The organism is Acidovorax sp. 106 (assembly GCF_003663825.1).
In the GTDB taxonomy this organism is placed as follows: Bacteria; Pseudomonadota; Gammaproteobacteria; order Burkholderiales; family Burkholderiaceae_C; genus Acidovorax.
Genome location: NZ_RCCC01000001.1, coordinates 3,917,237 through 3,937,613 on the forward strand (window position 1 = coordinate 3,917,237; position 20,377 = coordinate 3,937,613).

A 20,377-nucleotide genomic window follows, 5' to 3' on the forward strand; every position below is an offset into this window, starting at 1 on the left:
TGAGTTGATTTTGGCTTTTCAACTAAATATTATTTGATTTTCTGGCAAGCAAGGCTGAACAGCTCATTTTCCCCAAGAGTCCTTCAACCCCACCGCCAAGTTAAACACCGGCTTCTCCGCCCGGTGATCTACCCGGTCCGCCACAAAGTACCCGTGCCGCTCAAACTGGAACTTGTCGTCCGGCTTGGCATTGGCCAATGAAGGTTCCACGATGGCGGTCACCACCTTCAGGCTGTTCGGGTTCAGGCTTTCGATGAAGTCTTTGCCGCCCGCGTCGGGGTGGGCGTCCAGGAACAGGCGGTCGTACATGCGCACTTCGGCGTTCACGCCGTCGGCCACGCCCACCCAGGTGATGGCGGCCTTGACCTTGACGCTGTCGGCGCCGGGGGTGCCGCTCTTGGTGTCGGGCACCACGGTGGCCAGCACTTCGGTAATGACGCCGTTAGCGTCTTTGGTGCAGCCGGTGCATTCGATGACGTAGCCGCCCTTCAGGCGCACCTTGTTGCCGGGGAAGAGGCGCTTGTAGCCCTTAGGCGGCACTTCTTCAAAGTCTTCGCGTTCGATCCAGACTTCTTTGCCGATGGTGAAGTGGCGGGTTGGCGACTCTGTTCCTTCGGGTGGGTGGGGAAGGGCGGGCAGGGTGCAGGGCTCCAGGTGGCCTGCGCCCATGACGTCGTCCCAGTTGGTCAGCACGAGTTTGACGGGGTTGAGCACGGCCATGCCGCGGTGGGCCTTTAGCTCCAGGTCTTCGCGCAGGCAGCCTTCCAGTGTGCTGTAGTCGATCCAGCTGTCGGACTTGGTCACGCCAATGCGGTCGGCAAAGGTCTGGATGGCGGCGGGGGTGTAGCCACGGCGGCGCAAGCCGACGATGGTGGGCATGCGGGGGTCGTCCCAGCCGCTCACTTTATGGTCGTACACCAGCTGGGCCAGCTTGCGCTTGCTGGTGATGACGTAGGTGAGGTTGAGGCGGGCGAATTCGTACTGCTTGGGCGGGGGCGATGCCAGCAGGCCGCCCACAACGCGACCATCGGGAAGTGTTACCACTTCCGTCAAGCGCTCCAGCAGCCAGTCGTAGAAGGGGCGTTGGTCTTCAAACTCCAGCGTGCACAGGCTGTGGGTGATTTGCTCTAGCGCATCTTCAATGGGGTGCGCAAAGGTGTACATGGGGTAAATGCACCATGTGTCGCCCGTGTTGTGGTGCGTAGCGCGGCGAATGCGGTAGATGGCCGGGTCGCGCATGTTGATGTTGGGGCTGGCCATGTCGATCTTGGCGCGCAGCACCATCGAGCCGTCTTCGTGCTGGCCGTCGCGCATTTCGCGGAACTTGGCCAGATTTTCGGCCGGGGTGCGGCTGCGGAAGGGGCTGTTGACGCCGGGCTTGCTGAAGTCGCCCCGGTTGATGCGGATCTGCTCTACCGTTTGCTCGTCCACATAGGCGTGGCCGGCTTCGATCAAATATTCCGCCGCGCGGTACATGAAGCCAAAGTAGTCGCTGGCCTGGTAAGGGGCGGCGCTGTAGTCGCCCTGGCTGCCGTTCCAGTCAAAGCCCAGCCATTTCACGGCGTCAATGATGCTGTTGACGTATTCGGTGTCTTCTTTTTCGGGGTTGGTGTCGTCAAAGCGCAGGTGGCACACGCCGCCGTAGTCGCGCGCCAGGCCAAAGTTGATGCAGATGCTCTTGGCGTGGCCCACGTGCAGGTAGCCGTTGGGCTCGGGCGGGAAGCGGGTGCGGATTTTGGCGGGGTCGGGCTCGCCTGCGGCTTGGTGGGCGGCGTCGCCTGGGGTGCCAGCCCAACGGCGGGCGGCGTAGGTGCCTTTGTCCAGATCGGCTTCAATGATCTGGCGCAGAAAGTTGCTGGGCTTGACGGATTCAGGGGCTGCGGCGGTGCCTGCAGGTTGGGTGTTGGCGGGGTTGGGGGTGCTCATTCGCCCATTTTAGGCGGCGGTTACAGGCTGGCGGGCCTGTGGGCGAACTTGGGCTTTGTGTGACGTATTTCTCTGGGCGCTTGTCAGTGTGTACTTCCAGAAACAATATTGCGGTGTTTTCATGACATCCTTTTGGTCACTTGGTGCGTTATGCACTGCAGAGGCCAACCCCACCCGTGGGCCGCCTCCCTTCAAAAAGGAGATTTCCATGACGAAAACCCGTTCTATCCAAGCCATGGCCGCTGCGGCTGGTGTGGCACTGGCGCTGCTGGCTGGCGCAGGCACTGCCCAGGCGCGCGATGTCAATTGGTCGATTGGCGTGAATTCGCCCGGTGTGTCGGTGGGTGTGAGCAATGGTTATGGCTACGGCTACCCTGCTTATGTGGCCCCGGCCCCTGTGTATGTGGCCCCACGCCCCATTTACTACGCCCCCCCACCGCCACCCCCAGCGGTGTACTACGCGCCACCCGCACCGGTGTATTACGCACCGCCCCCCGGTTATTACTACCGTGAAGGGCACCGCCACCACCGGCACCACGGATACCGTGACTGGCGCTGATTGAGCGCTGGTGGTGCCCAGCCCCTGGTGGGCTTGGCACCGTTGTCTCCTGGTTCCCCTCGGCGCTTGTTTGCCCTGCTTCAGGGCTTCGGGCGCCTTCTCAACGCCCTGTGCATCGCGTATGCCAGGGCGTTTTTTTGCGCCTGCCTATGATGTGCCCCTTTGAACAGGTTCTTAAACAGGTTGTGGCGGGACACGGGGTGGGTATGAACAGAGTGGGGTGCGGATGATGCTGGCGGTGGCGCCTTTGCTGTACGTGGATGAGCAGGAGGTGGAGTTTTCTGCCATGCGCGCCCAGGGGGCGGGTGGGCAGAATGTGAACAAGGTGTCGAGCGCGGTGCACCTGCGCTTTGATGTGCCCGCCTCTTCATTGCCCGAGCCGGTGAAAGAGCGCCTGCTGGCCCTGCGTGACACGCGCATCACCCAAGAGGGGGTAGTGGTGATCAAGGCGCAGCAGTTTCGCAGCCAGGAGCAAAACCGCGCCGATGCGCTGGCGCGGCTGAATGCGCTAGTGCAGTCTGTGGCTGTGGCGCCCCGCACGCGCCGCGCCACCAAGCCCACCTATGGCTCCCAGCAGCGCCGCTTGGCAGGTAAAAGCCAGCGGGGTGAGACCAAGGCGCTGCGGGGCAGGGTGCGGGGCGGGGATTGAGGCTGTGGCACCGCATGCAGGCTGCTGCATCTGCACTGCAGGATTGGCTCTGAAATTAGAACAATCCGTTGTGGGTGGGCTACTTTTTCGCTTGGGTGATCTCTTTTACAGTGGCTATTAGTTACCAAAGGTTCACCATGTCCACGATGTCTGCCACACCGTCAGCCCCCCAAGTCACGTCTGCGAATGCCCCGGCCTTGGCTTTGCCTGCGCTGTTTGTCTCGCACGGTGCACCGCTGTTTGCGGTGGACGCAGGTGAGACGGGGCCAGCGCTGGGGCGCTGGGGGCAGGATTTGAAGGCGCAGTTTCCGGGGCTGCGGGGCGTGGTCATCATGTCGCCGCATTGGATGGCGCGCTCGCCCTTGGTCATGGCGGGCCCGCAGCCTGCGACGTGGCATGACTTTGGCGGGTTTCCGCCTGCGCTGTACCAGTTGCAATACCCCGCACCGGGCTCGCCAGCGCTGGCGGCCGAGGTGGTGGCGCTGCTCAGCGCTGCGGGCATGCCCGCGCAGGGCGATGCCGCCCGGCCGTTTGACCACGGTGCCTGGGTGCCGCTGATGCACCTGTTTCCGCAGGCCGATGTGCCGGTGGTGCAGGTGGCTTTGCCCGCAGCGGCTGGCCCGGCAGAGGTGTATGCCATGGGCGCTGCGTTGCGCAGCTTGCGCAGCCAGGGCGTGCTGGTGATGGGCTCGGGCAGCATGACGCACAACCTGTCGGAGTTTTTTGGCGGGTCCACTGAGCCCGCACCGTACGTGGTCGAGTTCAGCCGCTGGATTGAAGACGCCGTGGTGCGTGGCGACCTGAAGGCGCTGCTGAACTACCGCAGCCAGGCGCCGCACGCTGCGCGCGCCCACCCGACCGAAGACCACTTTTTGCCGCTGTTTTTTGCCCTGGGCGCTGCGGGCGACGATTTGCGCGCAAACTACCTCAGCCGCGAGGTGATGTACAGCGTGCTGGCCATGGATGCGTTTGCCTTGCACCCTGTTCACTGAGTGGTGCGCGTCTTGCACGCGCACTTTTTTGACCGATCCAAAACAGCCTTTGGCGCCTGAAAATGCTTGATTTGCCACTCACCTTTTTGCAGCGCCCCGCTGCTGCTTCCACTCCCCACCCCTGGCTGCTGGTGCTGATGCACGGCGTGGGCAGCAACGAGCAAGATTTGTTTGGTCTGGCGTCGCACATTCCAGACCATTTCCATGTGGTGAGCCTGCGCGCACCGTTTCGCATGGGGCCGGGCTCGTTTGCGTGGTTTGATTTTTCGATCGAGCCCAATGGCGAGCGCTCCATCAACGAAGCCCAAGAAGCGCAAAGCCGCGCCCTGGTGGCACAGGCTGTGGCCGCTGCGTCTGCCCAGCTCCACGTTGCCCCCGAGCGGGTGGTGGTGGGCGGCTTCAGCCAGGGCGGCATCATGGCGCTGTCGCTGCTGTTGACCCAGCCCGGCTTGCTGCACGCCGCCATGGTGTGGCACAGCCGCTTGCTGGCGCAGGTGGTGCCCCTCACGGCCCCGGCCGAGGCGCTGCACGGCCGCCAACTGTGGCTGAGCCACGGCACGCACGACAACGTCATCCCCATCGCGCATGCGCATGCCATTGCGCACCACATGGCGCAGTTGCCGGTGTCGGTCACGTTCCGGGAGTTTCCGGGCGCGCACGAGATTCGCCCCGCAGAACTGGCGGCCACGGTGACCTGGCTGCAGGGGCTGGGCAGCACGCCTTCCGCTGTGCTGTAACGGCGTAGTCCCCACGCCCTCTCGTTGGGGCGCTGCGGCTTGTTCTGCACAAGGGCAACACGCTGTTACACCACCTGGGCAGGCTGTGCCCGCCAACGGCGGCGCACGCCGCTACATTGCTCGGATGGGGCGCCCCGATGGCGCCCTTTTGACATGACGAGGAATGCACATGCCTGACAAAGAAGACACCCGATTTCGGCCGCCCCGGCGGCAAGCATCGCCCGTGCTGCTGGCGGTGGGGGCCGGGGCCCTGGTGCTGGCAGCGGCGGTGGGTGCCTGGGTGTGGCTCAAGCCCGCGCAGCCCGGCCCGGTGCTGGCTGCAGCCCCCGCGCAGGGCGCTGCCCCTGCGGCGCCCAACGCCGCACCGGCGCCCGCCGGGGTGCAAAACCCCGTGGGCGTGCTGGGCCCGCCCGATACGGCCTTGCCTCCGCTGGCCGAATCGGATGTGATGGTGACGGAGCTACTGTCCGAAGTGCTGGGTGCAGGCCAGGTGTCGTCGCTCTTGCAGACCGAATCGTTTGCGCGCCGCGTAGTGGCCACGGTAGACAGCCTGACCCAGGCCCATGCCCCTGTGCGTGTGTGGCCGGTGCACCCCACCCCCCAGCGCTTTTTGGTGGACGGCGAAGGGGCCGAACTGGTGGCCGCCAAGCCCAATGCCGCGCGCTACGCGGCCATGCTGGGGTTTGCCGAGTCGGTGCCCATGGACAACGCGGTGGCACTGTATGCGCGGCTGTACCCGCTGTTTCAGCAGGCGTATGAAGAGCTGGGCTACCCCAATCGTTACTTCAACGACCGGCTGGTGGCCGTGCTGGACCACCTGATCAAAGCCCCAGAGCCACAGGGCCCGCTGCTGCTCAAGCTGACCTCGGTGCAAACCGAGGTGCCCGACCCACGGCCCTGGCTGCGCTATGAGTTTGCCGACCCGGCGCTGCAGGCGTTGTCGAGCGGCCAGAAAATCATGGTGCGCATGGGTCCTGCCAACGAGGCCCGCGCCAAGGCCGTGCTGCGCGAGCTGCGCAAGCGCATTGCAACGAGTGAGCTGGCGCGGCGCTGACCCTTCCTGTGTGGCCTGCGCTCGCTGCGGCGGTGCTGCTCAAGCCTTGGGCAGCGGCAGCGCGGTTTTGTAGCGCACCTGCTTCAGCGCAAAACTGGAGCGGATCTTCTCCACCCCCGGAATGGGGGAGAGCTGCTCCAGGATGAAGCGTTCCAGCGCCGCCATGTCGGCCAGCGCGACGCGGATCAGATAGTCGCTGTCGCCGGTCATCAGGTAGCACTCCATTACTTCGTCGTGTTCGGCAATGCGGCGCTCAAAGTCGGCCAGGGCTTCCTTGCTTTGGGTTTTGAGGCTGATGTTGATGAACACATTCAAGCCCAGCCCCAGCGCGGCACTGCTTGCCAGCGCCACATAGCGGCTGATGACGCCCGCAGCCTCCAGCGCCTTGACCCGCGCTAGGCACGGCGAGGGCGACAGGTGCACGCGCCGCGCCAGCTCCACGTTGGAGAGCGAGCCGTCGGCCTGCAGCTCGGCCAGAATGCGCAAATCGATGGTGTCCAGTTTCATGTGCTGCAGTTTATGGATTTTGTGGCATTCTGTGCTGGTCTGCTCTGAATATGGAGCGAGATCGGCAACTTATTTGGCGATGTCCTCACTACAGTGAATGGCATGAACGCCCCCACACCCCACACCCTGCTGCAAGCCGCTGATCCCGTCGCCTTCGATTGCACCCTGGGTGCGCCGGATGCGGACCCCCAAGAAACCGCCGAATGGCGCGATGCCTTTGTGGCCTTGGTGGCCACCGAGGGGCCAGAGCGGGCGCGCCACATCCTGGCCGAGCTGGTGCACCTGGCGCGCACCCAGCAAATTGGCTGGCAGCCCCAGCTCAACACGCCTTACGTGAACACGGTGGCGGTGCAGAACCAGCCAGTGTTTCCTGGCGACCTGGCCGTGGAAGAGCGGCTGGCGTCCATCATGCGCTGGAACGCGCTGGCCATGGTGGTGCGGGCCAACCAGGCGTATGGAGAACTGGGTGGCCACATCGCCAGCTACGCCAGCGCTGCAGACCTTTTTGAAAGCGGCTTCAACCATTTCTTCCGTGCCCGCGAGGGGCTGGGCGAAGGGCAGCACCGGGGCGATTTGGTGTTCTTTCAGCCCCACAGCGCGCCGGGCGTGTATGCGCGGGCGTTTCTGGAAGGGCGCTTGTCTGAACAAGACCTGCTGCACTACCGCCAGGAACTCACGGCGCCCGCAGCCGGAGCCCAGGGCCTGTGCAGCTACCCGCACCCTTGGCTGATGCCCGACTTCTGGCAGTTCCCCACAGGCTCGATGGGCATCGGCCCTATCAGCAGCATCTACCACGCGCGCTTCATGCGCTACCTCACGCACCGCAACCTGCTCAATTGCCAAGGTAGAAAAGTGTGGGGTGTGTTTGGCGACGGCGAGATGGACGAGCCCGAGAGCATGAGCGCGCTGACCCTGGCCGCGCGCGAAGGCCTGGACAACCTGGTTTGGGTGGTCAACTGCAACCTGCAGCGCCTGGACGGCCCGGTGCGCGGCAATGGCCGCATCATCGACGAGTTGGAGCGCCTGTTTGCCGGTGCGGGCTGGAACGTGGTCAAGCTGGTGTGGGGCAGCGACTGGGACGGCCTGTTTGCCCGCGACCTGACCGGCGCGCTGGTGCGCACGCTGCAAGGCACGGTGGACGGGCAAATGCAGACTTTTGCCGCCAAGGACGGGCGCTTTAACCGCGACAACTTCTTCGGCCAAAGCCCCGAACTGGCCGCGCTGGCACAGGGCATGACGGACGAGCAGATTGACCGCCTCAAGCGCGGCGGGCACGACCTGGTGAAGATCCACGCCGCCTACGCTGCAGCCGCCGCCCACAAGGGCCAGCCCACCGTGATCCTGGCCCACACCAAAAAGGGCTACGGCATGGGCACGGCCGGGCAGGGCAAGATGACCACGCACAGCCAAAAGAAGTTCGACGATACGGACCTCATCGAGTTTCGCAACCGCTTTAACCTGCCGCTCACGGACGAGCAGGCCACCAGTCTCGCCTTTTTCAAGCCCGCCGAAGACAGCGCCGAGATGCGCTACCTGCGCAGCCACCGCCAGGCGCTGGGCGGCTACCTGCCCCGGCGCGAGACGGCCTGTGACGCATTGCCCGTGCCGCCCCTGGCCAGCTACGCCCAGTTTGCGCTGCAGCCGCAGGACAAGGAGATGAGCACCACCATGGCCTTTGTGCGCATGCTGGGCACGCTGCTGAAAGACGCCACGCTGGGTCCGCGCATCGTGCCCATCGTGGCCGACGAGGCGCGCACCTTTGGCATGGCCAATTTGTTCAAGCAGGTGGGCATCTACAGCAGCGTGGGCCAGCGCTATGCGCCGGAAGACATCGGCTCGGTGCTCAGCTACCGTGAGGCGCTGGACGGCCAAATCTTGGAAGAAGGCATCAGCGAGGCGGGTGCGATTGCGAGCTGGACGGCGGCGGCCACCAGCTACAGCGTGCATGGCCTGGCCATGCTGCCGTTCTACATCTACTACTCGATGTTCGGCTTTCAGCGCGTGGGCGACGCCATTTGGGCCGCCGCCGACCAGCGTGCGCGTGGCTTCTTGCTGGGCGCCACGTCAGGCCGCACCACACTGGGCGGCGAGGGGCTGCAGCACCAGGACGGCACCAGCCACCTGGTGGCAGCGACCATCCCCAACTGCAAGGCGTATGACCCGGCCTACGCGGGCGAGATGGCCGTCATCATCGACGCTGGCATGCGCGAGATGGTGGCCGAGCAGCGCGACGTTTTCTACTACGTCACGCTGATGAACGAGAACTACGCACAGCCCGATTTGCCTGCGGATGCAGCCGAGGGGGTATTGCGTGGATGCTATGTTTTCAGGAGCTACCAGCGCTTGAAGGACGGGCATGAGAGCCCGATTTCATCCAAATCCGTTACCCTCATGGGCTCGGGTGCCATACTGACCGAAGTAGTCAAGGCAGCCGAGCTGCTGGCGGCCGAAGGCGTGGAGGTGACGGTGCTGAGCGTGACCAGCTGGAGCGAGCTGGCCCGCGACGGCATCGCCTGCGAGCAGCGCGCCATGGACGGTGATGCGGTCCCCCAGACCCCGTGGCTGGCGCAGCAACTGGCAGGAACCCAGGGCCCCGTGATTGCCGCCACCGACTACGTGCGCGCTGTGCCAGAAACCGTACGTGCCTTCGTGCCCGAAGGCCGCCGCTACCTCACCCTGGGCACCGACGGCTTTGGCCGCAGCGACACGCGCGCGGCACTGCGCCAGTTCTTCGGGGTGGATGCGCAGGCAGTGGCCAAGGCGGCGCGGTTTGCGCTGCAGCGGGGTGTTTGATGGATAGCGCCGATGTAGCCAGGGGCATTGGCGGTGCTGGGGCGCAGGGGCTCGCGCGATACGATCGCTACATGCCGCCTCCTTTTGAATACCAAAACCCTACGCTGCAGTTCGAGCGATTTCTGGTGTCCGCTCGCGATCACGCTGGCCTGCCCACCACCAACATGGCCTGGAATATGGTGGTGGGGGTTTTGCATGCCTTCCGATCCCGCCTGAGTCTGGCCGACGGCATTCGATTTGCGCGGGTGCTGCCGCCCATGGTGCGCGCCCTGTTTGTGGAAGATTGGGACCCCAATCAGCCGCCGAAGGATTTTGGCGATGCGAGTGCGTGGCTGGCCGATGTGCGGTCGGTCCGGCACGAGCACAACTTTTCGCCCGACAACGCGGTGCTGGCTGTCGCTCGCGCTTTGCGTGAACAGGTGCATCCGCCCACATGGGACCGGACCATGGAATCCATGCCCGAGGGCGCGCGCAGCTATTGGGCGGTGGATTAAGGGCCCCGAAGTGCCCAGCGGTTGATGCTAGGCGCAGGTTCTTACAGCCCGCGCAGGTCTGTCGAGCGCATGAAGAACGCATCGAGCACCGGCACCAGCGCCGCAAACTCTTGCGCAAAGCGCGACCGGTTCACAAAGTACGCTTCGCAAGCCACGGCAAAAAATTCGGTGGGTGACGTGGCGCCGTACGCATCTAGCCAGGGCTGCTCAGCGCCAAAGCGCTCGGCCAGGATGACGCGCTCGCGAAAGTTCTGGTAGGCAGGCTCCCACGCGTTCCACCAGGCTTCATAAGCGCCACGGCCCGTGCGCGCGCCCATGAAGCCCGCAGGCAGGGGCGGGCAGCCGTTGGCCGTGCCCGTGCGCATGTCGAGCTTGTGCACAAACTCGTGTACCACCACGTTGTGCCCGCGCTCGGTGTTCTCGTGTGCGTTGGCAATATGCTGCCAGCTCAGCATCACCGGGCCGCGCTCCATGGCTTCGCCCAGCAGCACCTGGGTGTGTTCGTGCACCACACCGGCCTCGTCCACCGTCTGGCGGCGCGCCACGGCCTCGCCGGGGTGCACCACGATGGTCACGAAATCGTCGTACCAGTCCAGCGCCTTGGCGGCTTCGCCCAGGTGCAGCAGCGGCAGGCAGGCCTGCGCCGCAATGTCGATGGCCATGGCATCGGTCACCGTGAGGTCGTGCGCGCCGTGGAACTGCTTTTGGTCCAGAAACAGCGCACTCAGTGCGCGCAGCTTGCTTTGTTCGTGCAGCGACAGCGCGGCCAAAAACGGGTAGCGCTGCAGTGTCTGCAGCCACAGGTCTGCCGAGATGTCGGGCACGGGGGCCACGGTGGCGCGCACATGGCGCCAAAGCCGATTGAGGATGGGAGGCATGGCAGTGATCTGGTGGGGACGCGATCACGGCCCCTGAGTCAGGATGGCTGGTACATGGGGGCCAGGGCCACCCGTTCCAAGCCCGCTGCGGACAAACGCAGTGTTTCCAGCCGGGGGGGCAATGCGGTGGCGTCCCAGTCGCTCAGCACCACGCGCTGCAGGCCCGGGGCCAGGGCGTGGTCAGCGGGCCGGTGGGTGTGGCCGTGGATGAGTGTGTGGGCGCCTGCCGCTTGCAGCCAGGCGATGGCGCTGGCGTGGTCCACATCGGCATAGATGGCGCCGGACTGCTTGCGCGCCTCGCTCTCTTGCCGAATACCGCGTGCCTGCGCGCGCCGCGTGGCCAGGGGCTGGGACAAAAACTGTTGCTGCCAGGCGCTGCTGCGCGCCTGTACGCGAAAGCGCTGGTAGTCCGTGTCGTCAATGCACAGCAGGTCGCCATGGCTGAGCAAATAGCGCTGGCCTGCAAAGGTCAGCACGGTGGGGTCTGGCAGGCCGGTGATGCCGCAGTGCTGCAAAAAGGCATTGCCCGCCAAAAAGTCGCGGTTGCCGTGCATGAAGTACAGCGCGCAGCGTTGTGCAGCGGCTTGCAGTTGGGCGCAGACCTGGGCCTCGAAGCTGCCAGGGTCGTCGAGGGCGTCGTCGCCCACCCAGACTTCAAAAATGTCGCCGAGCAGAAAGATGGCATCGGCGGGTGTGGCCTGCAGGTAGTGCAGGCATGCGGCCACGGTGGCGGGCTCGCTGGACTGCAGGTGCAGGTCCGAAATGAAATCGACCGTGCGCCAGTGCGCAGGAGCAACAAGCTCCGCGAACGTGGGCACGGTCGGGGTCACAGAGCCTTCAAGAGGATCAGAGTGCCACAGCCTTTTCGATGACCACGTCTTCCTTTGGCACGTCGTCATGGAAGCCCTTGCGGCCCGTCTTCACAGCCTTGATCTTGTCGACCACGTCGGTGCCCGAAACCACTTTGCCAAACACGGCGTAGCCCCAGCCTTGGGGTGTGGGCGAGGTGTGGTTCAAGAAGCCGTTGTCGGCCACGTTGATGAAGAACTGTGCAGTGGCCGAGTGCGGGTCGCTGGTGCGGGCCATGGCCACGGTGTAGTTGGCGTTCTTCAGGCCGTTCTTGGCTTCGTTCTCGATGGGGGCATCGGAGTTCTTCTGGTTCATGCCTGGCTCAAAGCCGCCGCCTTGCACCATGAAACCGGGGATCACACGGTGAAAAATCGTGTTGTTGTAGTGGCCCTTGTTCACGTAGGCCAGGAAGTTCTCGGTGGACTTAGGCGCGTTGGCAGCATCCAGCTCGAGGGTGATGACGCCGTAGCCGGTGATGTGCAGTTCGACTTGTGGGTTGCTCATGGCAATGCTTCTTTCAGAAAAAAGGTCTGGGGTAGAAATACGGAATCACTTCACCACGGTGGCGGAAGTGATGGTGATGGGGGTGTTGGGCACGTTCTGGTGGCCGCCCTTGTTGCCGGTGGCCACGGCCTTGATCTTGTCGACCACGGCAGTGCCTTCCACCACCTTGCCGAACACGGCATAGCCGTGGCCGTCGGGGTTGGGGGCGTTGAGCATGGCGTTGTCCTTCACGTTGATGAAGAACTGCGAGGTGGCCGAGTTGGGGTTGCTCGTGCGCGCCATGGCGATGGTGTAGGTGTCGTTCTTGAGGCCGTTGCTGGCTTCGAGCGGAATCGGCGGCTTGGTGGGCTTTTGCACCATATCGGCGGTAAAGCCGCCGCCCTGGATCATGAAGCCGTCCATCACGCGGTGGAAGACGGTGCCGTCGTAGTGCTTGTCGTTCACGTAGGAGAGGAAGTTCTCGACCGACTTGGGGGCCTTGGCAGGGTCGAGCTGCACCACGATGTCGCCCATGGACGTAGCGAGCTTGACCTTGGGTGCGGTTTGCGCTTGGGCTGTTGCTACTGAAAACATAGCTGCTAGCGCAAGTCCTGAAAGCGCCAGCATCGATTTTCTTTTGGAAATCATCCAATCACTCCTTCAAAAAAGATTTGCCACTGCTGGCCGCGCCGCGTCCAGTATTGGCGTTTGATGGGGCCGGTGCGTGCGCCCTCGGCCACTTCGCCGAACGTTACCACCATGGTGTCGGCCGAATCGGTCCAGCGCAGGTAGGCCTTGTCCTTGAGGTGGACAGTGCGGCCCTTGAGTGCCTGGGCCTCGGCTTGCAGCACGGCGGCCCATTCGCCCAGGGGCTTTTTCTTGTAGCTCTGAAAGTCGGGGGCGTAAAAGCCTAGCAAGCGGTTCATATCGCCGTTGGACTTGGCGGTGCGCCAGGCATTGAGCACCGTCTCAAACGACTGGCGCTCGGCCTGCATGCTCTGGGCCTGCACCCACTGCAGCTTCTGCGCGATGACCACGGGGGTGGAGCGTGGCTCTACCGTGCGCAAGATGCGCTCCAGATCAGGGTTGGCCAGGGCCACGCAGCCATCGGTGGCCAGTGGCGCACGCGAGAACTGCTCAGGTGGCGTGCCATGCAGCCAGATGCCGCTGCCGGTCTTGCCCCGGCTCTGGTCCAGCGGGTTGGGGTAGTTGATGGGCAGGGCGCCCGCGCCGTAGAAGTCTTTGAGCGTGGCCGGGTCGAGGCGGCTGGTGATGAAGTACACGCCCAGGGGCGTGCGCTGGTCTCCTTCAGAGGCTTTTTCAATGCCCGACTTGCCCACCGAAGCGTAGTAGTCGGCCACCAGCTTCAGGCCCTTGTCCGTGTTCTCAAACAGGTACAGCCGCGAGCGTGAGGCGTCGATGGCAATGGCGTGCTTGTAGCGCGGGGCCAGCTCGACAAATTGCGCCGGAATGTGCGTAGCCGCCGGGCGGGCGCGCTGGGCCTGCACGCGCTGGCGCGACTCGGTGCGCAGCTCATCGAGCGTGGCGGTCACTTCGGGCGGGTAGGGCAGGGCTGGCTCTGGCACATCGCCCAGCTGCTTGATGGGGCGCACGCGCGCGGCCAGCAAGTCGCCCACGGCCAGTTGTGCGAGCTGGAAATTGGGGTATTCGCGGGCCAGGCTTTCGGCCTGGGCCAGTGCCTCGCGGCCGCGCCCCTCGCTGGCCAATTGATACACCTTGAGCAGGCGCGTTTCGGCCTGACCGTCTTGCAGCGCCTTGGGGGCCACAGGGGTTGGGGCGGCGCGCTGCGCAGCGGGGGTGGGGCGCTTGCTTTTGGCCGCTGGCTGCGATGCTTGCGCATGCACCGGCGGGGCCGCTGCAGACTGCGCCGCCAAGGCGAACAGGGTCACGGCCATGGCCGCGTGGCGAATCCAGAAGGGGGTTTGCACGCTGCAGTAAGGGGCTGGCACGCTGTGGCGCTGTATCAAGGGGCTGTCAGAAAAAACCGAAGAGCCAACGGCTTGCGCTGTCGGCCCTATCAAAGGTGTGGAGTCTGGGCTGGAGTTGGGGCGCCAGGGGGCAATCAACCGCCTGTGGCTTCGCGCACGATGAGCCAGCGACCGTTGGTCTCTACCAGGTCCAGCGTCTTGCGGCTGGTCACGTTAAGCGAGTCGGCGCTGTAGGCCTGGCGAAAGCGGGCTGTGGCCTTGCTGCCGTTCATCGACACGTTCAGGTCAGACACTTGCACGGTGATCTTGGACTTGCCCACGATGCGGGCTTCGCGTTCTTTCTCCCAAGCGGCGCGGGTTTGCTTGCCGGGTGGGTTGAATTCCTTGCCGTAGGCCGACAGGTAGCCCTTCATGTCCTTGGCAGCCCAGGCTGCGGCCCAGGCTTGCACGGCTGCAGAGACTTCCTTGGTGTCTTTGGCGGCCTCTTTCTTGGCTGTGTCGGCAGCGGGCGCAGCCGCTGGGGCCGCTGCAGGTGCGGGGCTGGCGGCAGGGGCAACTGCTGCGGGTGCAGGGGCTGCCGTAGGGGCTGCTGCTGGAGCCGGCGCCGGTGTTGCCGCAGGTGAGGGGGCGGGGCGCTGCGCGGCAATCACGGCAGGGGCCGGTGCGGCTGCGGCGGGCTTGGCGCCCTTGGCCGCGTCGGCGGAGAACAGTTCGCGGATCAGCGCCAGCTTGGGCTTGAGCGATGTGGCGTTGGCCGCGTCCAGCTGCAGCGCCTTGTTGTAGGCCTGGCTGGCCAGCTTGGCGTAGATGTCGCCCAGGTTTTCGTGCGCCGTGGCGTAGCTGGGGTTGGTGCGAATGGCCATTTCCAAAGCGGTGCGGGCCTTGTCCAACTGGTTTTGGTTGGCGTACAGCACGGCCAGGTTGTTGTAGGGCTCGGGCAGCTCGGGGTATTCCTCGGTCAGCTTGGTGAACGTGGCCACAGCGTCAGCGGGCTTGCCGGAGTCGGCTTGCGCCACGCCTTTGAGGAAGCGCAATTGAGGGTCGCGGGGGTTGGCAGACAATCGCTGGTCTGCCTTGGCAAGTGCTTCTGTTGCCTTGCCCGCCTTGAGCAACTGGGTGATGTCGGCGTAGTCGTTGGCCTGGGCTGCGCCGGTGCCGACAAGCGCCGTCAGTGCCAACAGGCGCAGGAGTCGGGGAAGGGTGCGGCGGACTTGCTTCATGGGGGTTCTGGAGGGGTTGAACGGCGTGAAACCCGGGCCGGGCTTATACTTCGGCGGATTGTAGCTGAGGGGGGTTGTCATGACGGTGCGCTGTTGCCGCTGGTGATTTCATAGGGTGTCCGGTGCCGGGCACCGTCCCCCGCGTGGGGCTGTGCCTCCGCGCTGCAGGGCGATCCGCATCGCCCATCCTCCCCATTCCCGACACTGATACCCCATGAGTTTGCGCATCTACAACACGCTTTCGCGTGCATTGGAAGACTTTTCCCCGCTCGAACCTGGCCACGTCCGCATGTATGTGTGCGGCATGACCATTTACGACCTGTGCCACATCGGCCACGCCCGCATGATGATGGCCTTTGATGTGGTCCAGCGCTGGCTCAAAAGCAGCGGTTACCGCGTCACCTATGTGCGCAACATCACTGATATTGACGACAAGATCATCAAGCGCGCGCTGGAGCGTGGCATCACCATTCGCCAGCTCACCGACGAGATGATTGCGGCCATGCACCAGGACATCGGCCTGTTGGGCATTGAGCCTCCATCGGTTGAGCCTCGGGCCACTGAATATGTGCCGCAGATGCTCTCGCTGATCGGCCAGCTCGAAGGCAAGGGCCTGGCTTACCGCGCTGGCAACGGTGACGTGAACTATTCCGTGCGCAAGTTTGACGGCTACGGCAAGCTGTCGGGCAAGTCGTTGGACGAACTGCGTGCGGGCGAGCGTGTAGCCGTGCAAGACGGCAAGGAAGACCCGCTGGACTTCGTGCTGTGGAAATCCGCCAAGGCCGATGAGCCGGAAGACGCCAAGTGGGCCAGCGAATTCGGTACTGGTCGCCCGGGCTGGCACATTGAGTGCTCGGCCATGAGCTGCGCCACGCTGGGTGAGACCTTTGACATCCACGGTGGCGGGGCCGATCTGCAGTTCCCCCACCACGAAAACGAAATCGCCCAGAGCGAAGGCGCTACAGGCAAGCCGCTGGCCCATTTCTGGGTGCACAACGGCTTTGTACGCGTGGACAACGAGAAGATGTCCAAGAGCCTGGGCAACTTCTTCACCATCCGCGATGTGCTCAAGCAGTACGACGCTGAGACGGTGCGTTTCTTCATTGTGCGTGCCCATTACCGCAGCGCCCTCAATTACAGCGATGCCCACCTGGACGATGCCCGCCAGGCGCTCAAGCGCCTGTACACCGCCCTGAGCCTGGTGGAGCCCGCTGCCGTGGCGGTGGACTGGAGCAATTCCTACGCCGCACGCTTCAAGGCCGCCATGGACGAAGACTTTGGCACGCCCGAAGCGGTAGCGGTGCTGTTTGACTTGGCTGGCGAGGTCAACAAGACCCGCTCTGCCGAGCTGGCGGGCCTGCTCAAGGGCTTGGGCCAATGCTTGGGTCTGCTGCAAGGCGACCCCAAGGCCTTCTTGCAGGCCGGTGCCGGGCTGGACGAGTCTGCCATCCAGGCCCAAATCGCCGCCCGCGCTGCCGCCAAGGCTGCCAAGGACTTCGCCGAGGCAGACCGCATCCGTCAGGCGCTGCTGGCGCAAGGCATCGTGCTCAAGGATTCAGCCGCTGGGACGACCTGGGAAGCTGCGCAGTGAACGTTTGTGTGAATAAAACCGCCATCAAGGCAGACTGGATGAGCGGTGGCAGCTACTAAAAAAATAGCATCAATCGATGCCCCTGAGGCTTCGCCCGTGCTGACGACGCCTGCTTACTGGGCCGAAGCGTGCAAGCACTTGGTCAAAAAAGACCGGGTGATGAAGCGCCTGATCCCCCAATTTGGCGATGCAGCGCTGCAAACCCGCCGCGATGCCTTCACCACGCTGGCGCGCAGCATCGTGGGTCAGCAATCTTCGGTCAAAGCCGCACAAGCTGTGTGGGAACGCTTTGCCGCTTTGTCGCGCCAACTGAGCCCTGCCAATGTGCTCAAGCTGAAGGTGGACGACATGCGTGCGGCAGGCCTGTCCGCCCGCAAGATCGACTACCTCGTGGATTTGGCGCTGCACTTTGACAATGGCAAGCTGCATGTCAAGGACTGGGAGTCCATGGACGACGAGGCGATCATTGCCGAGCTGGTGGACATCCGTGGCATTGGCCGCTGGACGGCCGAGATGTTCCTGATCTTCTATCTGCAGCGCCCCAATGTGCTGCCGCTGGACGACCCAGGCTTGATCACTGGCATCAGCCAGAATTACTTTTCTGGCGAGCTGGTCAGCCGCAGCGACGCCCGTGAAGTGGCCGAGGCCTGGAAGCCTTGGTGCAGTGTGGCAACTTGGTATATTTGGCGATCGCTGGACCCCGCACCCGCCGCCGATTGATGGCGGACAACTGACCGTTGCCCGCCATCGGTTACATTGCGTGCCATTTGTGGCCGCCCCGCAGTGCGCGACCTAAGGAGAAAAACGTTGGCGAAAAAAACCTTTCTGGATTTCGAGCAGCCGATTGCCGAACTTGAGTCCAAAATCGAAGAACTGCGCTACGTGCAGACCGAAAGCGCTGTCGATATTTCGGAAGAAATTGACCAGCTGAGCAAGAAGAGCCAGCAGCTCACCAAAGACATCTACAGTGAGCTGAGCCCTTGGCAGATCACCAAGATTGCGCGTCACCCTGAGCGTCCCTACACGCTGGACTACGTGCGCGACATTTTCACCGACTTTGTGGAGCTGCACGGTGACCGCCACTATGCAGACGACCTCTCCATCGTGGGGGGGCTGGCCCGCTTCAACGGCCACGCCTGCATGGTGATGGGCCACCAAAAGGGGCGCGACACCAAGGAGCGCGCCATGCGCAACTTTGGCATGAGCAAGCCCGAGGGCTACCGCAAGGCGCTGCGCCTGATGAAGACGGCCGAGAAGTTCAAGCTGCCTGTGTTCACCTTTGTGGACACCCCTGGCGCCTATCCAGGCATTGATGCCGAAGAGCGCGGCCAGTCCGAAGCCATTGGCCGCAACATCTTCGAGATGGCGCAGCTGGAAGTGCCCATCATCACCACCATCATTGGTGAAGGTGGCTCGGGCGGCGCGCTGGCCATCAGCGTGGCCGATCAGGTCGTCATGCTGCAGTACGCCATCTACTCAGTCATCAGCCCCGAGGGCTGCGCGTCCATCCTCTGGAAGACCAGCGACAAGGCCCAGGAAGCGGCTGACGCCTTGGGCATCACCGCCCATCGCCTCAAGGCCCTGGGTTTGGTGGACAAAATCGTGAGCGAGCCTGTGGGCGGCGCGCACCGTGACCACAAGCAAATGGCGGCCTTCCTGAAGCGCGCGCTGGGCGATGCCTTCCGCCAAGTGGCAGACCTCAAGACCAAGGACTTGCTCGACCGTCGCTACGAGCGCCTGCAAAGCTACGGCCGCTTCAGCGATACCAAGGCCGACAGCCGCTGAGCGCACGCACATGATTGCGATGGGCTGTTTTCATCGCCCCCATGCCAAGGCCCCGAAAGGGGCCTTTGTCTTTGTGCTGGCCTTTGTGGCAGGGTGGGTCGCCCCCTTGCTGGGCATTTCGGGAAGGGCGGGTTTGGCATGACGCTGTCTGTAGATGCGGCAATGGCCGCTTTCAACCCGGAGTTGCCCTTGGCCGTGGGACTGAGTGGCGGTGCGGACTCCACAGCATTGCTTTTGGCGGCGGCCCAGAAGTGGCCGGGCCAAGTTTGGGCGATCCATGTCAACCACGGCTTGCAGGCTGCGGCTGCGGGGTTTGAGGCGCATTGCCTGCAGTTGTGCAGCGCACTGGAGGTGCCCCTGGTGGTGCAGCGGGTGGATGCCCGCCACGCCAGCGGGCAGAGCCCTGAAGACGCTGCTCGCCAGGCGCGTTACCAAGCCTTTGATGCCGCATTGGCCGAAGATTCAACGCTAGGTACTATTAAATCGGTAGCGCTGGCGCAGCATGCCGATGACCAAGTGGAAACGATGCTGCTGGCGCTCTCCCGAGGCGCAGGCGTCGCGGGCCTGGCCGCCATGCCCGCCCAGTGGCAGCGCGCAGGTCGACCGTGGTACCGACCCTGGCTGCAGGTGCCAGGCAGCGCAGTGCGCGACTGGCTGCGCCAGAGCGGGCAGACCTGGGTGGAAGACCCCAGCAACAGCGACGAGCGCTTTACCCGCAATCGCATCCGCGCACGCCTTTTGCCTGCGCTGGAGGCCGCCTTCCCCGCATTCCGCGACACTTTTGGCCGCGCCGCATCCCACGCCGCTCAGGCCGATGCATTGCTGCAAGAAGTCGCCCGGCAAGACTTGCTACTGATTGGCGCACCGCCACAGATCAAGGCCTTGCAAGCGCTGAGCCGGGCTCGGCAAGCCAATGTGCTTCGCCACTGGCTGCGTGTGCACCACTACACCACACCCTCCGCCGCCCAACTGGCCGAACTGCTGGACCAAGTGGCCGCCTGCACCACCCGAGGGCATCGATTGCGGCTCAAGGTAGGGCGGGGCTTCGTTGTCCGTCAAGGGGCGGTTCTGGATTGGTGTTGCACCTAGGCTTTGTATGAGAGCCAGCAGGGGAATGTGCTCATGGCCTGTGAGCTCGGGGGGCAAGGGCTGCAGAGGCTCTCGCTTTGGAAACTGCATCGCCAAAACGATCAATGAAACACAGTCCGAGCAGATCGGATACGGGCTGCGCAACACATTCGATCCAACTTCCGTCCGTTTGCCTGACGTTCGAGTTTCGCTGAGAGGCGCTAAAAATGAGGCATAATAGCCGGATTGGAAACGTGACCGAGTGGCCGAAGGTGCTCCCCTGCTAAGGGAGTATGGGGTGTAGAGCCTCATCGAGGGTTCGAATCCCTCCGTTTCCGCCAAAAGCCAAGCAAAAAAGCGCCTTTCGGGGCGCTTTTTTGTTTCTATCTACCAATCAATCTACCAATTCATGTGCGCATTGGTTTGGATGGAGTTGGAGAAAATTGGACTCTTTGGTCATCGGCTACTTTGTTGACGAGGCGCAACTCGGGTCTTCCTGGCCTTCGTGGTTGACTCGATTTGATTTGCTGCTCTGTGGCTTCTCTCAACGCCTAGAAGACTACTTTGCAGCGGTTTCGGTCGGTCGATGTAGAGCGGTGTGCATCTGGTGATGAGTCCACTGCGGCAATCGGGCGCAAGCTGACCGTATTCTTGAGCGACTGGTTTTGGCTGGGACGAGGCGTCGCAGCACTCAAGTGGACAATCATCGAGAAACTCTCCTGCGACTGTAAAAGATCGCACAGCCGTCTTCCGCTTGTTTGCCCGATCAGCAGACGCTTGACCGCTGATGGTTGCTGCAATCGAAACTGAGGCTTATGCGCCGCTGCTAGGCGTTCTGTTTTG

The 20,377-nt window shown here is 63.7% G+C and carries 19 protein-coding genes and 1 tRNA gene; 12 read left to right on the top strand and 8 right to left on the bottom strand.

What is annotated here, in order from left to right:
* Positions 1-63: 63 nt before the first annotated feature.
* Entirely contained in the window at positions 64-1,926 is a 1,863-nt protein-coding gene (locus C8C98_RS17345; RefSeq protein ID WP_121455304.1) for a glutamine--tRNA ligase/YqeY domain fusion protein, read from the bottom strand.
* 208 nt (positions 1,927-2,134) lie between these two features.
* Between C8C98_RS17345 and C8C98_RS17350 the strand changes: the two genes are divergently transcribed.
* The 5 genes from C8C98_RS17350 to C8C98_RS17370 all read left to right on the top strand — a co-directional run bounded on the left by C8C98_RS17350 (position 2,135) and on the right by C8C98_RS17370 (position 5,917).
* Positions 2,135-2,485 (top strand): hypothetical protein, encoded by a 351-nt coding sequence (locus tag C8C98_RS17350; RefSeq protein WP_121455305.1) that lies wholly within the window; start codon positions 2,135-2,137, stop codon positions 2,483-2,485.
* 226 nt (positions 2,486-2,711) lie between these two features.
* A complete protein-coding gene (gene arfB / locus C8C98_RS17355) occupies positions 2,712-3,134 on the top strand; it encodes an alternative ribosome rescue aminoacyl-tRNA hydrolase ArfB (RefSeq protein WP_233574701.1) in 423 nt (140 codons plus the stop codon).
* A 146-nt stretch (positions 3,135-3,280) separates the two neighbouring features.
* Positions 3,281-4,126, top strand: a complete 846-nt coding sequence (locus tag C8C98_RS17360) for a class III extradiol ring-cleavage dioxygenase (RefSeq protein WP_121456345.1) — start codon at positions 3,281-3,283, stop codon at positions 4,124-4,126.
* Between the two features lie 62 nt (positions 4,127-4,188).
* Entirely contained in the window at positions 4,189-4,863 is a 675-nt protein-coding gene (locus C8C98_RS17365) for an alpha/beta hydrolase (protein ID WP_121455306.1), read from the top strand.
* Positions 4,864-5,032: 169 nt separating this feature from the next.
* Positions 5,033-5,917: a DUF3014 domain-containing protein gene (locus C8C98_RS17370; RefSeq protein WP_121456346.1), complete on the top strand. Its 885-nt coding sequence runs from the start codon at positions 5,033-5,035 to the stop codon at positions 5,915-5,917.
* A gap of 39 nt (positions 5,918-5,956) precedes the next feature.
* On the opposite strand, the gene C8C98_RS17375 is transcribed toward C8C98_RS17370, so the two are convergent.
* Complete coding sequence (locus C8C98_RS17375; RefSeq protein ID WP_121455307.1) at positions 5,957-6,424, bottom strand: Lrp/AsnC family transcriptional regulator; 468 nt, start codon at positions 6,422-6,424, stop codon at positions 5,957-5,959.
* A gap of 102 nt (positions 6,425-6,526) precedes the next feature.
* On the opposite strand from C8C98_RS17375, the gene mdeB reads away from it, so the two are divergent.
* Both mdeB and C8C98_RS17385 read left to right on the top strand, forming a co-directional pair.
* Positions 6,527-9,217 (top strand): alpha-ketoglutarate dehydrogenase, encoded by a 2,691-nt coding sequence (mdeB, locus tag C8C98_RS17380; RefSeq protein ID WP_233574581.1) that lies wholly within the window; start codon positions 6,527-6,529, stop codon positions 9,215-9,217.
* A 71-nt stretch (positions 9,218-9,288) separates the two neighbouring features.
* On the top strand, positions 9,289-9,711 hold the full coding sequence (locus C8C98_RS17385) for a DUF2267 domain-containing protein (protein ID WP_121456348.1): 423 nt from the start codon (positions 9,289-9,291) through the stop codon (positions 9,709-9,711).
* 41 nt (positions 9,712-9,752) lie between these two features.
* Here the strand turns inward: C8C98_RS17385 and C8C98_RS17390 are convergent, their stop codons facing one another.
* From C8C98_RS17390 to C8C98_RS17415, 6 genes are all read right to left on the bottom strand, one after another.
* Positions 9,753-10,589, bottom strand: coding sequence for a zinc-dependent peptidase (locus C8C98_RS17390; protein WP_121455308.1), 837 nt, complete (start codon positions 10,587-10,589; stop codon positions 9,753-9,755).
* A 38-nt stretch (positions 10,590-10,627) separates the two neighbouring features.
* Entirely contained in the window at positions 10,628-11,419 is a 792-nt protein-coding gene (locus C8C98_RS17395) for a UDP-2,3-diacylglucosamine diphosphatase (RefSeq protein WP_121455309.1), read from the bottom strand.
* A 16-nt stretch (positions 11,420-11,435) separates the two neighbouring features.
* Entirely contained in the window at positions 11,436-11,942 is a 507-nt protein-coding gene (locus C8C98_RS17400; RefSeq protein ID WP_121455310.1) for a peptidylprolyl isomerase, read from the bottom strand.
* Positions 11,943-11,987: 45 nt separating this feature from the next.
* A complete protein-coding gene (locus tag C8C98_RS17405) occupies positions 11,988-12,569 on the bottom strand; it encodes a peptidylprolyl isomerase (RefSeq protein ID WP_121455311.1) in 582 nt (193 codons plus the stop codon).
* Positions 12,566-13,837, bottom strand: coding sequence for a L,D-transpeptidase family protein (locus tag C8C98_RS17410; RefSeq protein WP_121456349.1), 1,272 nt, complete (start codon positions 13,835-13,837; stop codon positions 12,566-12,568). The genes C8C98_RS17405 and C8C98_RS17410 overlap by 4 nt, the downstream gene beginning before the upstream one ends.
* A 167-nt stretch (positions 13,838-14,004) precedes the next feature.
* Positions 14,005-15,090, bottom strand: a complete 1,086-nt coding sequence (locus C8C98_RS17415; protein ID WP_121455312.1) for a tetratricopeptide repeat protein — start codon at positions 15,088-15,090, stop codon at positions 14,005-14,007.
* Between the two features lie 214 nt (positions 15,091-15,304).
* Here C8C98_RS17415 and cysS point away from each other — a divergent pair, with 214 nt between their 5' ends.
* From cysS to C8C98_RS17440, 5 genes are all read left to right on the top strand, one after another.
* On the top strand, positions 15,305-16,681 hold the full coding sequence (gene cysS / locus C8C98_RS17420) for a cysteine--tRNA ligase (protein ID WP_121455313.1): 1,377 nt from the start codon (positions 15,305-15,307) through the stop codon (positions 16,679-16,681).
* Between the two features lie 45 nt (positions 16,682-16,726).
* A complete protein-coding gene (locus C8C98_RS17425; RefSeq protein ID WP_370450418.1) occupies positions 16,727-17,401 on the top strand; it encodes a DNA-3-methyladenine glycosylase in 675 nt (224 codons plus the stop codon).
* An 87-nt stretch (positions 17,402-17,488) separates the two neighbouring features.
* Entirely contained in the window at positions 17,489-18,466 is a 978-nt protein-coding gene (locus C8C98_RS17430; RefSeq protein ID WP_121455314.1) for an acetyl-CoA carboxylase carboxyltransferase subunit alpha, read from the top strand.
* Between the two features lie 138 nt (positions 18,467-18,604).
* Positions 18,605-19,555: a tRNA lysidine(34) synthetase TilS gene (tilS, locus tag C8C98_RS17435; protein ID WP_121455315.1), complete on the top strand. Its 951-nt coding sequence runs from the start codon at positions 18,605-18,607 to the stop codon at positions 19,553-19,555.
* 227 nt (positions 19,556-19,782) lie between these two features.
* Positions 19,783-19,875 (top strand) — tRNA-Ser (locus tag C8C98_RS17440).
* The last annotated feature ends 502 nt before the right edge of the window (positions 19,876-20,377 follow it).